Origin of the sequence: Psychrilyobacter sp., from assembly GCF_049671765.1 — a bacterium.
GTDB lineage: Bacteria > Fusobacteriota > Fusobacteriia > Fusobacteriales > Fusobacteriaceae > Psychrilyobacter.
The window spans coordinates 1-13,422 of sequence record NZ_JBATVM010000239.1 but is presented as its reverse complement, the minus strand read 5'-3'; the positions used below and the strand labels follow the sequence as shown (position 1 = coordinate 13,422).

Sequence of the window (13,422 nt, the reverse complement as noted above, 5' to 3'; positions counted from 1 at the left end):
TCATCTAATTTTAAAAATATAGCTTGTTTTACTATATCATCTATATTTTCATTTGAATCTCCAGAAAAACTACTATGTATATGATAATCTGCCTTAAACATAATTTTTACACTCCCTCTATTTTTTTTAGTTATTTTAATTTTCTATTCTATTATTATATCACTCTTTTTTTATGTTTTTAATCTTTTTTAACAAAATTCATATTTTCTTTAAGATGAAGTTTCTTAGTTTAAATGTTATAATAATAGATATAATATTTAAATTTAAAGAGGTGGAAAATTTGGCAACCAAAAGTATAGAAAAATTAACAGATTATTTTTATAGATTCCCAGGAATTGGGAAGAAATCTGCTAATAGATTAGCATTTCATATCCTAGAGATGGAAAAGAGTGAAATAGAAGAATTTGTAAAGGCTGTCTATGAAGTAAAAGAGAATACAGAAAAATGTACTGTCTGTGGGAATTTAAGTGAATCTCCTATATGTGACATCTGCGATAACGAAGCTAGAGATAGTTCTATTATCTGTGTTGTAGAAGACAATAGAGATATTATTGCCTTGGAGAAATCAAAGTCATATAATGGTAAATATCATGTTTTAAACGGAAAAATTGCTCCTCTTAATGGAATAACTCCTGATAAATTAAATATCAAAACACTTTTAACTAGAGTGGCTACAGAAGAAATAAATGAGATCATACTAGCTCTTAATCCTGATTTAGAAGGTGAAACCACTGCTATGTACCTCATGAAATTACTCAAACCATTTGGTGTAAAGATCTCTAAAATTGCCAGTGGAATTCCCATGGGAGGAAATATAGAATTTTCAGATATTGCCACTATCAACAGAGCGCTAAATGATAGAAAAGAGCAATAAATAAAATAAGAAAAAATCACTCCTAATTAAGAGTGATTTTTTCTTATTTTATATCTTTAATGTCTAAACTCAAGGATATCTAAAAAAACCTTTTATTTCTTCCCTAACAAAAATTTGATATCCACAGCATAAACACTTGTCTTTTTTAGCTTATCCATGATAGCTCTTCCATTGGATACAATATAAAGCACATTTTCTTTTATAGTAGGAATGATTACTATTTCTCCATTCACTATAAATTTAAATAGTTGTTTTTTAGAATAAACATCTTTAATATATAATTTATCTTCTCTCACTGAAATTTCTAAATTTTGATACCTTATTTTATCTACATTACCTTTAAAGAGAGTAAATTCTTCAGAAAATTTATATCCCACTTCTATATCTGTTATTTCCCCATTATCTCTATCAATAATATAGGTTTGAGGGAAATTATATACATCTTTTCTCAAAAAATCATCATTAGTTAAAAATGATATATTTTGTCCTGAAAATTTAAGATTAGAAGTTATTTTACTGGGAACTTTTGATACCCACTTTACTTTATTTTGATAGTTATAAAATGTCATGAAATAAAAGTTTGATACAAACAATAAAAAACTTATTAGATTGAATAAAGCCTTAGAAGAACTCCTCATTGCAACTCTTTTTTTATTTTTTGTTATCATGAGATATATTCTAAGTCCCAATAGAACAATCAGTCCTCCAACCCCTATTGGAAACCCTTCACTTCTATTATTAAATATCAATATCATCATACTCGGTAACAAGAGAAATAAAGCAGATAAAATATTCATATTAGAAGATCTTACTATCCCTTTAAACTTCTTTTTAGCTAAGATAAATTCAATTATTCCCAATATAAAAAATAAATACACTGCCTTTGGTAATTCTAGCAGATAAAGCCCTATATTTATAGTAAATAATACAATGAATATAGGAAATGATAGGATATATTTAAAATTTCCCCTACCCTTTTTTGAGTCTTTAAACATTTTCTTCCCCCTACTTTAACTTATATATATTTTTTTCTTATACATCCTTAAATTATTGTTATATTATACTACTTTTTTCATTCATAATAAACAAAAATTAAAATATAATAAAATTATTATTAAAAAGAATAATAAAAAGGACTGGAAAATTCCAGCCCTTTCTATATATATCTACTTTATTCTTACTCCTAAAAGGAGATAGGATAAATTATAGACCTTGAGAATAGTCAAGTGCAGCTAATCTCTTATAATGTCTTATTTTCTTTGCAGCTTCCATTTTATTCTTAGCGAATAATTCTTTTGCTCTTTCAGGATTAGATTTAGTTAGTGTTAAGTATCTAGTCTCTCCTAATAAGAAATCTTCATATTTATCCCAATTAGGTTCTTTAGAATCAATTTGTAATGGATTCTTACCTTCTAATTCTAATTTAGGATCAAATCTAAATAATGGCCAGTAACCACATTCAGTTGCTAATTTCTCCTCAGTTTGAGAGTGACCCATACCTTTTCTTACACCATGTGAGATACAAGGAGCATATGCAATTATGATAGATGGACCTTTATGAGCTTCTGCTTCTTTGACAGCTTTTAAATATTGAGCTTGACTTCCACCCATAGATACTTGAGCTACATAGATATGTCCATAAGACATGCAGATACCAGCTAAATCTTTTTTCTTTAATGGCATTCCTGCTGCAGCAAACTTAGCTACTGCTCCAGTTGGTGTTGCTTTTGATGCTTGTCCACCAGTATTTGAGTACATTTCTGTATCCATTACTAAGATGTTGATATCATCAGATGTAGCTAAAACGTGATCTATTCCACCGTAACCAATATCATTTGCCCAACCGTCTCCACCGAAAATCCATTGTGATTTTTTAGTGATGTAGTCTTTTAATGCTGTTATTTCTTTAGCATCTTCATTACCTTCGATTAATGGTAATAATTTAGTTCTGATCTCTTGAGTTTTTTCTCCATCAGTTCTATTTTCTTTCCAATCTTTGAATAATTCTGCTACTTCTGGAGTAACTTTATCCATGATTTTTTCCATTTCTACTTCTAATCTATCTCTTAACGTTTCTGTAGCAATATGCATTCCGTATCCAAACTCTGCATTATCTTCAAATAACGATGATGCCCAAGCTGGTCCTTCTCCACATCCATTTTTACAGTAAGGAGTTGATGGAGCTGATCCACCGTATATTGATGAACAACCAGTAGCGTTTGCTACCATCATTCTATCTCCAAATAATTGAGTGATTAACTTGATGTAAGGAGTTTCTCCACATCCAGCACACGCTCCATGGAATTGGAATAAAGGTTGTGCAAATTGAGATGTTTTAACATTTGCAGTTCCCATGATTTCTTTCTTGTAAGTTACTTCGTTGAATAAGTAATCAGCATATTTTTGATTTGATATTTCTTCAGCAATTGGCTTCATAACTAAAGCTTTTCCCTTAGGAGCTGGACATGTGTTTGCACATACTCCACAACCTGTACAGTCAAGTGGTGAAACTTGTAATCTGTATTCTACACCTTCAGCTTTTCCGATAACTTTTAAAGTTAACATATCTTTTGGTGCATTAGCTTTTTCTTCTTCATTTATTAAGAATGGTCTGATTACTGCATGCGGACAAACAAATGAACATTGATTACATTGGATACAGTTTTCAGGAATCCAATGAGGAACGTTTACTGCTACTCCTCTTTTCTCAAATGCTGTAGTTCCATTTTCAAATGTACCATCTTCATACCCATCAAATGCTGATACTGGTAAATCGTATCCTTTTACAGAATTGATTGATTTAGCAATTTTCTCTACAAATTCAGTTCCTTTATAAGCTTCATCTGCATTCTCATACTGTAAGTTTATCCAAGCTGGATCTACAGTAACTTCTACTACTTTTCCTGCTCCTTGATCGATTGCATTGTAGTTCATGTCAACAATATCTTGACCTTTTTTGATGTATGATTTATAAGTATACTCTTTCATATATTCTTGAGCTTCTTCAAATGGAATTACATTTGCTAACTTAAAGAATGCTGATTGCATTATTGTGTTAGTTCTATTTCCTAATCCAATTTCCGTTGCTAATTTATTTGCATTGATGATGAATAATTTAGCTTCTGCTTTAGCTAATTTAATCTTAACTGAGTTAGGTAAGTTTGCAACTGTTTCTTCTGCATCCCATACACAGTTTAGTAAGAAAGATCCACCTTTTTTTAATCCACTTGTCATATCATATTTACCTAAGTAAGAAGGTGTAGAACATGCTACAAATGAAGGTCTATTGATTAAATAAGTTGATCTGATAGGGTCTTTACCAAATCTTAAGTGAGATCTAGTAACTCCTCCAGATTTTTTTGAATCATATGCGAAGTAAGCTTGAGCATAAAGGTCAGTTTTATCTCCGATGATTTTTATTGAGTTTTTGTTAGCTCCTACAGTACCGTCAGATCCTAATCCGAAGAATAAGCATTCTTTTACGTTATCAGCAACTACTGATACAGGTTTTCCTAATGGCAAAGATAAGTGAGTAACGTCATCGATAATTCCTATTGTGAATCCTTCTTTAGGAGTATCTAATTTTGCATTTTCATATACAGAAATTATTTGAGCAGGTGTAGTATCTTTAGAAGATAATCCGTATCTTCCTCCAAGGATTTTTGGTGCATTTTTATCATCTTTAAATAGCTCAACTACGTCAAGGTATAAAGGTTCTCCATTTGCCCCAGGTTCTTTAGTTCTATCTAATACAGATATTGATTTAACTGTCTTAGGTAAAACATTCATGAAGTATTCAGCAGAGAATGGTCTGTATAAGTGAACAGATAATAATCCTACTTTTTCTCCAGATGCCACTAAATGATCTACAGTTTCTTTAATCGTATCTGTAACTGATCCCATAGCTACTATAACTCTTTCAGCATCTGCTGCTCCATAGTAAGTAAATGGTTTATATTCTCTTCCAGTAATCTTTGAAATTTCTTCCATATATTCTAAAACTGCTGCTGGAACTGAATCATAATATTTATTTTGAGCTTCTCTAGTTTGGAAATAAATATCATCATTTTGAGCCGTTCCTCTAGTCACTGGATGATGAGGGTTAAGTGCTCTATTTCTAAATGCTTGAACAGCATCTCTATCTAATAATCTGTCTAAATCAGCATAATCCATCACTTCTATTTTATTAATTTCATGTGAAGTTCTGAAACCATCAAAGAAATGTAAGAAAGGTACTCTTGTCTTAAGTGTAGATAAATATGCCACACCTGCAAGGTCCATTACTTCTTGTACAGATCCAGAGGCCAACATTGCATAACCAGTTTGTCTTGCCGCATATATATCTGAGTGATCTCCAAAGATAGATAGCGCTTGAGCTGATAATGATCTAGCAGATACATGAATTACTGAAGGTAATAATTCTCCGGCGATCTTATACATGTTAGGTATTTTTAATAATAATCCTTGTGATGCTGTATAAGTAGTCGTTAAAGCTCCTGCTTGTAACGCTCCATGAACTGTCCCTGCTGCTCCTGCCTCTGATTGCATTTCTACTAACTTTACAGGTACTCCAAATAAGTTTTTCTTACCTTGAGCTGCCCATTCATCAACATATTCTGCCATCGGTGATGATGGTGTTATAGGATAGATTCCTGCTACTTCTGTGAATGCATATGATACCCACGCTGCAGCTTGGTTCCCGTCCATTGTTTGCATAATTTTAGCCATTTTTGTGACCTCCTGAAAATTTTAATTATATTTTATTGGTGTCAGTAAAATAAAATATCTTTCATGTACAATTTTACTTCACTAGCAATATTTTGTCAATAATTCATTATTTTTTTTTACAGCTTCTCTATTTCAGGACTTCCCACCCCTTTAAAACATCATATTTAACTACTTTAGTACACTAAATTACTTTTTTCACTTAATATTCTTGAGACAAAACTCTTTGATTCTCTAAGTTTTTGTATGATTATACTTTACAAATATGATTTTTTCGCTAGATTTCATAAACAATATTAATATTTTCTAGATTTAAAAAGTTTAATTAATTTGAAGAACAATTTTTATTTATTCTTAAGTATTGTAAATGAAAAACATGATAAAAAAAAACTGCCAGATTAATCTGGCAGTTTTAAAATTATTTAACTATTGCTAATGTGTCTCTAGCAATTACTAATTCTTCATTTGTTTGAATCTTATAGATCGCTACTTTAGAAGTTTCTGTAGATAATTTCACAGACCCTTTCTTTCTTTCTATGTTAGCAGCTTGATCTAATTCTACACCCATAAATTCTAAACCTTCTAAAGATTTAGATCTTATTAAGTTAGAGTTTTCTCCAATTCCACCAGTGAAACAAATCATGTCTACTCCACCCATAGCTGCTGCGTATGATGCAATATAAGCTCTGATTCTATAAGTCATCATATCGATAGCTAATTCTGCTCTTTCATCTCCTGCCGCTCTTGCAATTTCAAGGTCTCTACAGTCTGATGACTTTTCGAAAACTCCTAAAATTCCAGATTGCTTATTCATTCTAGCATCTATCTCTTTATCAGTTAAGTTTCTTTTAGCTTTAATAAATAATACTGCTGCTGGATCGATATCACCACATCTAGTCCCCATCATTAATCCTTGTAATGGAGTTAATCCCATTGAAGTATCTACTGATTTACCATCTTTAACAGCTGATATTGATGCTCCATTTCCTAAGTGACATATAACTATTTTTGATTTTTCAGGATTTCCTAATAAATCGTTAGCTAATCCTGCAACAAATTTATGAGAAGTTCCGTGGAACCCATATTTTCTTACTTTTAACTCTTTATAATCAGCATATGGTAATGGATACATAAATGCTTTTGCTGGCATAGTTTGGTGGAATGCTGTATCAAATACCACTACATTTGGTTTTCCAGAAATAAGTTCCATACAAGTTGTAACACCTAATAAGTTAGCAGGGTTATGTAATGGTGCTAATTCATTATTAGCTTTAATTCCTGCGATTACTTTTTCATCTACTAATACAGATGTTGTAAATTCTTCTCCACCATGTACTATTCTATGTCCAATTGCGTCAACTTCATTGATATCAGCGATTACCCCATGCTCTCCTGTTAATGTGTTTAACACTAACTCTAAAGCTTCCTTATGTGTAGGCATATCATGCTCTAACTCTAATTCAAAATCTGTAGCTGGTACTTCATACTCAAACTTAGATCCGTGGATTCCAATTCTGTCACATAGGCCAATTGCGAATACCTCTTCAGTTGTTGGATTGATTAGTTGGTATTTCAAAGATGAACTACCACAGTTAATTACTAAAACTTTCATTAATTATTTCCTCCTAGATTTTTTTAATGATATATTTCACTTATCATCTATATTATTTTTGTAGGAGTTATCTCTAACTCCTACTATTTTATCTATTTAGTTAGCTTGTACTGATGTTATTGCTGTTAAGTTTACTATATCAGACACTGAACAACCTCTTGAAAGGTCATTGATTGGTGCTGCTAAACCTTGTAATAATGGTCCGTAAGCTTCTGCTCCAGCTAATCTTTGTACTAATTTGTATCCAATATTTCCTGCTGCTAAGTTAGGAAATATTAAGATGTTAGCATTTCCTGCTACTTTTGATTCAGGTGCTTTTTTAGCTCCAACTGCGGCCACTAATGCTGCGTCAGCTTGTAATTCAGCTTCGTATTCGAAGTCTACATTACTTTCAGCTAATATATTTCCTGCTTCTTTTACTACATCTACTGAATCATGCTTAGCTGATCCTTTAGTTGAGAATGTCATTAATGCTACTTTTGGTTCTATTCCTGCTACTGATCTAGCTGTTTCAGCTGCACCCATAGCAATATCAGCTAATTGTTGAGAGTTAGGTTCTGGTATTACTGCACAGTCACCAAATACTAAGATATTTCCATACTCTTCAATTTTATCTTTTAATTCCATAATGAATACAGATGATACTGTTTTCATTCCTGCTTTAGGTCCTATTACTTGGAATCCAGCTCTTAGTACGTTTGCTGTAGGTGAATCTGATCCAGATACCATTCCATCTGCATCTCCTAAAGCTACCATCATAGCACCAAAGAAGTTAACATCTGTAGTTAAGATTTCTTTAGCTTTTTCTGCTGTCATTCCTTTCTTAGCTCTTCTTTCTACTAATCTTGCTACATAAGCATCCATTTTTTCAAAATTATTAGGATCTATTATAACAGTTCCCTCTAAGTTAACTCCTACTTTTGTTGCTTCTGCATTTAAAGCTTCTACATTTCCTACTAATACAACTTTAGCTAATTCCTCTTTTACGATTTTTTCAGCTGCCTTTAATACTCTCTCGTCTGTTGCTTCAGGTAAAACGATAGTCTTTTGTGCAATTTTAGCCTTTCCTTTTATTTGATTAATGATTCCCATTAGTCATCCTCCCGATCTATATAATATGAAACATATATTAACATATTTTACTCTAGTTGTACATATGGTTTTTGTTTTCTTACAACCGGTCAGAGCTTTGTGTTTCATTTACAAACTTTTGTTTCCATAAGCAAGTTTTTAACGTGTTTTTCCTCTAACGTAACTATTATATTATTTTTACGTTTATTTTGAAAGCTTTTTTTGATTTATTTTTATCCAAATTTAAATTTTATTCAAAAATAGCATCTATATACTCTTTAGAATTGAATTCACGGAGGTCTTCTATTCCCTCTCCTACACCAATAAATTTAATTGGTTTTTTCAATTCCTCAGAGATAGCAAAGACTATTCCTCCCTTAGCTGTCCCATCTAATTTAGTTACTACAAATCCACTTAATTTAGTTACTTCATTGAAGACTTTAGCCTGATTTAATCCATTTTGACCAGTGGTCCCATCTATTACCAATAAACTTTCATAGGCTGTCTCTCCTACATGTTTTTTTATAATAATATTTATTTTCTCTAATTCTTTCATAAGATTATTCTTATTATGTAACCTTCCCGCTGTATCTATTATTACTACATCAGCATTTCTATTTTCTCCTGCTTTTAGTGTATCGAATACCACTGCACCTGGATCACTTCCCTGCTGGTGTTTTATAATATCTGCACCTGCTCTATCTGCCCATTCTTCTAATTGCTCAATAGCTGCTGCTCTAAATGTATCTCCTGCACCTATCACTACTTTTTTACCTTCTTTTACAAATTTAGCAGCGAGTTTCCCAATGGTAGTCGTTTTTCCTACTCCATTTACTCCTACGACTAAGACTACATTCATCCCAGGTTTATCTACTTTTAATTCAGTTCCTTCAGCGATCAAGAAACCTTCCATTACATCTTTTAAAACTTCATAGACCAAATTAGGGTCTTTAATTTCTCTTTTTCTAATTTCTTTTTCCAATTCTCCTACTATTTTTAGAGTCATGTTCATGCCTATGTCTGACTGGATCAATAAATCCTCTAACTCTTCATACATATCCTCATCTATAACACTTCTACCGGCAAAAAGTGTTTTCATCTTTCCAAACAACCCTTCTCTAGTTTTTACAAGTCTTTCTTTTAAAGATTTAAAAAATCCTCTTTTTTTAGAACTTTCGTCTTTCTTTTTCAACTCTTCATCTTTTTTTCTTTTAGATTCCTCTTCTGATTCTTTTTCTGCTCTATCTTTTTCTAATTTTAACTTTTCTAATTCCGCTCTTTCTTGTTCTTCTTTAATTTTTAATTTTTCAAGTTTTTCTTTTTCTAATTCCTCTTTAATTCTTAATGCCTCTAATTCTTTTCTTTTCGCCTCTTCTTCAGCTTTTAATCTATCATTTTCTTCTTCTAGTTTTTTTCTTTCTAGCTCTTCATTTTTAACTCTTAATTCTTCTTCTCTTTCTAATTCAATCCTTTGAACTTCTTTTTGATTTTCTAATACCTCTAATTTCTTTCTTTCATCTTCCTCTTTAATTTTTAGTTCTTTTTTCTCTTCCTCTTCTTTTATTTTTAACTTTTCATTTTCAATTTTCAATTTTTCTTCAGCTTCAATCTTCTTCTTCCCAAACCCAAATAATTTTTTTAACATTTTTCTCCTCCTAGCATTTTATTGATTCTATATCAAATATTAACATATTTATTTTTTTTTGTCATAAAACCAAGCTTAATTTCTTTTATATCACCAATTATCAACGACAAACCTTTTTTTGACACAGAGTACACCCATTTAAAATCTAACTCTTCCTTCTTATGGTTTCTCTTCAAAAAAGAAACTATGGCTATAATAGTTAGCGATTTTTCTAAGCAAAGTTTATAGTCGTTGAGCTTCAGCAGTATCGTTTCTACAATGACGATTCCATCTTTAGAATCTGACTTTCTCTGCGTATCTCCGTGTCCAAGATTTTCTTTTTTCTCTTTGGTTAGAACCTTTATAAAGAGGGACATCTATCCAAAAGCCTTCTTTAACCTCTCCAATCCATCCTCTAACATATATCTAGGACAAGCTATATTCATCCTTGCAAATCCTTCACCCATAAAAGCCTCACCCATTGTTAAAGCTAACCCACCATCTTCTACTAATTTTTCTTTTAACTTTTCACCTTCAACTCCAAATTTCCTTAAATCTAGCCAGAGTAGATAAGTAGCTTCGGGTTTTTCTACTTTAATTTCAGGAATATTTTTATCTATGTACTCTATAGCAAACTCTATGTTTCCTCTCAAATGTTCTAAGAGTTCTTCCAACCATTCCTCTCCTTTATTATAGGCAGATATTACCATTTCCATACAAAAACTATTAGGTTCATGAACTCCTATTAAGATAAGTTCGTCTATAAAACATTTTTTAGTTTCTATTGTAGGAAAAACTACAAATGAACTTTGAATTCCAGCCAAATTAAAGGTTTTAGTGCAAGAAAAACAAGTATATACAAGACTTTCTACTTCTTTCCCCAGACTTGCTATGGAAATATGTTTTCCGTTTAAGATCAGATCACTATGAATCTCATCGGAAATAATCTTAATTTCGTATTTTACACAAATTTCTGCAATTTTTGATAATTCTTCCCTAGTCCAAACTCTTCCACTAGGGTTATGAGGATTACATAATATAAATACTTTAGAAGTCTTTACCTTCTCCTCAAAATCTATAAAATCGATCTCATATCTTCCGTCTTTTTTCACCAATTCATTTATAATTAGTTTTCTACCATTATCATTAATCTGTTTTATAAACTGTGGATAACTTGGAGACTGTACCATTATTTTATCACCTTTATTGGTTAAAGTCTTAATCAATAGGTTTAGACTAGTTACCACTGTAGGAGAATGAGCAATTTTATCAAAAGATAAAATATATTCATGTCTTTTTTCTACCCAATTTACCAAACTACCAATATATCTTTCATTTTCCATGGTATAACCAAATATTTTTTGATCAGCTTTATTTTTTAAAGCTTCGACTACCACATTAGTAGTCTCTATATCCATATCTGCCACCCACATAGGTAGTATATCTTTCTTTCCAAAAAATTTCTTTCTTCCATCCCATTTTCTTGAATTATTTTTACTTCTATCTATTTTTTTATTAAAATCAATCATCTTCATTCCTCTCTGTTTTTCTTAATATTATACTTCAGTCATTTCCAAAAAGATACAAAAATTATATTTAAATTCCTAATATTTTATCAATTATTCTGAGCAATACAGTTTTTTTATGGCATAATATCTATATTAGAACATTTTATTTTAGACAACATATATTTTCCTACCAAAAATTTTTAGAGAGTTCTAAAAAAGGAGATAAGCTATGAGTAAACATTTAGATCTAACTCAAGGAGATATCGGAAGTCTTATAAAAAAAATAGCTATTCCTTCTAGTATTGGATTCTTATTCAATACTTTATTTAACATCGTAGATACTCTTTACGCTAGTTATATAAGTTCTGATGCAGTTTCAGGCCTCACCCTTTCATTCCCACTTTTTTTTATCCTGATATCTATCGGATCTGGAATGGGAACCGGTACTACAGCTCTCATCTCCAACCTTTTAGGAGAAAAGAATACAAAAAATGCCCGAGAGATATCTGAAGACTCCATAAGTCTCGGACTTATTCTAAGTTTTTTTGTTATATTTTTAGGTTTTTTTCTTACAGGTACTATATTTGAACTTTTAAACGCTCCTACAGAAACTACAATTTATGGAGTTCAATACATCCATATAATTATAGGAGGGAGTATATTCTTTATTCTAAATAGTTCCTTCAACGCTATTCTTTCTGCCCAAGGGGATACCAAACCATATAGAAATTTTCTTATGATTGGGTTTTTCTTGAATTTAATCTTAGATCCCCTATTTATATTAATCTTTGATATGGGTATCGCAGGCCTTGCTTTAGCTACAGTTTTTATCCAAGTAATAGGATCTTTTTATCTCTTAAAAAAAGTTTTAAGATCTCCCTTATTTTTAGAAACAAAACTACATCTTAAAAAACCTAATTTCTACCACTATCTAGAAATTTTAAAACAAGGATTCCCTGCTAGTCTGAATATGATGAGTATGGCTTTAGGAGTTTTTGTGATCAATTATTTTGTTTTAGATGTAGGTGGTAGCTCTGCAGTGGCAGGATATGGTATTTCCATGAGAATTGAACAAATAGCTCTTCTTCCTACTATTGGTTTAAATATTGCAATTTTAAGTATTACTGGACAAAACTTTGGTGCTAAAAATTTTGATAGAATAAAAAAAGTTTATAAATTAGGTCTTATCTATGGCCTGATCATAATGACTACTGCTATGTTTATTGTATTTCCATTTTCTAAATATTTTTTAAGATTATTTACGAATGATTTAGAAGTTATAAAATATGGAGTTACTTATTTAAATATAGAAACTTTTGCCTTTAACTCCTACGTTTTTTTAAATATTTCTGTGGCTATTCTTCAGGGCTTAAAAAAACCAAATTTTGTTATTTTTATAGGAATCTATCGTCAATTTTTATTTCCCTTATTGTTATTTCCCGTTTTAATAAAAAATTTTCCAAATCCAATATACGGTGTTTGGGTAGGTATCCTTATGGTAAATTGGAGTGCCGTTATTATACTTGTTTCCTATACTATATATATGTTAAAAACCTATGAAAAAGATACTTACTAGTATCTTTTTCATAGGTTTTTTTATCTAGCATTTTTTTGTCATTATTCCTAAAATCACTTTATCAGTTCCATTCATTCCTATTTGAGATAATATTCCTATATTTTTTATGGTTTTTTCTATATTTTCTCCTACTATTCCGTCACCATTAGATAATACTTTTTTGGCTTTTGAAAGATGCAAAGAATCAAATGCTGCATAAATTCCACTGGCAATTTTTAGAGCACAAGAGGCCTTGGCTCCATCACAAATCATCCCCGAAATGTTTCCTAAAGTATTAGTTATTGAGTCAGCTACCACTTCTAAATCTTCTCCCATTACGAACGCTAAACCTCCGCCTGCTGCTGCTGATGCACATATAGCTCCACAATAAGCTGACAATCTACCTACATTTGTTTTAATATGAATGCAAGTTAAGTGAGAAAAAGCTAAACC

10 protein-coding genes are annotated in these 13,422 nt (G+C 31.1%); 2 read left to right on the top strand and 8 right to left on the bottom strand.

Annotated features, from left to right (window positions below; translation table 11 throughout):
- Nucleotides 1-280: 280 nt before the first annotated feature.
- On the top strand, nucleotides 281-874 hold the full coding sequence (gene recR, locus WBG30_RS11530) for a recombination mediator RecR (protein WP_424504803.1): 594 nt from the start codon (nucleotides 281-283) through the stop codon (nucleotides 872-874).
- A 92-nt stretch (nucleotides 875-966) separates the two neighbouring features.
- Here the strand turns inward: recR and WBG30_RS11525 are convergent, their stop codons facing one another.
- The 7 genes from WBG30_RS11525 to WBG30_RS11495 all read right to left on the bottom strand — a co-directional run bounded on the left by WBG30_RS11525 (nucleotide 967) and on the right by WBG30_RS11495 (nucleotide 11,435).
- Nucleotides 967-1,869: a hypothetical protein gene (locus tag WBG30_RS11525; RefSeq protein ID WP_424504802.1), complete on the bottom strand. Its 903-nt coding sequence runs from the start codon at nucleotides 1,867-1,869 to the stop codon at nucleotides 967-969.
- 208 nt (nucleotides 1,870-2,077) lie between these two features.
- On the bottom strand, nucleotides 2,078-5,602 hold the full coding sequence (gene nifJ / locus WBG30_RS11520) for a pyruvate:ferredoxin (flavodoxin) oxidoreductase (RefSeq protein ID WP_424504801.1): 3,525 nt from the start codon (nucleotides 5,600-5,602) through the stop codon (nucleotides 2,078-2,080).
- Between the two features lie 415 nt (nucleotides 5,603-6,017).
- The gene (locus tag WBG30_RS11515; RefSeq protein ID WP_424504800.1) at nucleotides 6,018-7,211 is read right to left on the bottom strand and encodes an acetate/propionate family kinase; all 1,194 of its coding nucleotides are present in this window, start codon (nucleotides 7,209-7,211) and stop codon (nucleotides 6,018-6,020) included.
- Nucleotides 7,212-7,307: 96 nt separating this feature from the next.
- Complete coding sequence (gene pta / locus WBG30_RS11510; RefSeq protein WP_424504799.1) at nucleotides 7,308-8,303, bottom strand: phosphate acetyltransferase; 996 nt, start codon at nucleotides 8,301-8,303, stop codon at nucleotides 7,308-7,310.
- Between the two features lie 229 nt (nucleotides 8,304-8,532).
- Nucleotides 8,533-9,621, bottom strand: coding sequence for a signal recognition particle-docking protein FtsY (ftsY, locus tag WBG30_RS11505; RefSeq protein WP_424504804.1), 1,089 nt, complete (start codon nucleotides 9,619-9,621; stop codon nucleotides 8,533-8,535).
- Between the two features lie 338 nt (nucleotides 9,622-9,959).
- Entirely contained in the window at nucleotides 9,960-10,283 is a 324-nt protein-coding gene (locus WBG30_RS11500) for a hypothetical protein (RefSeq protein ID WP_424504798.1), read from the bottom strand.
- Nucleotides 10,284-11,435, bottom strand: coding sequence for a MalY/PatB family protein (locus WBG30_RS11495; protein ID WP_424504797.1), 1,152 nt, complete (start codon nucleotides 11,433-11,435; stop codon nucleotides 10,284-10,286).
- Between the two features lie 208 nt (nucleotides 11,436-11,643).
- On the opposite strand from WBG30_RS11495, the gene WBG30_RS11490 reads away from it, so the two are divergent.
- Complete coding sequence (locus WBG30_RS11490) at nucleotides 11,644-12,990, top strand: MATE family efflux transporter (protein ID WP_424504796.1); 1,347 nt, start codon at nucleotides 11,644-11,646, stop codon at nucleotides 12,988-12,990.
- Nucleotides 12,991-13,014: 24 nt separating this feature from the next.
- On the opposite strand, the gene WBG30_RS11485 is transcribed toward WBG30_RS11490, so the two are convergent.
- Nucleotides 13,015-13,422: L-serine ammonia-lyase, iron-sulfur-dependent, subunit alpha (locus WBG30_RS11485; protein WP_424504795.1), on the bottom strand; the 408-nt coding region annotated here is incomplete at its 5' end.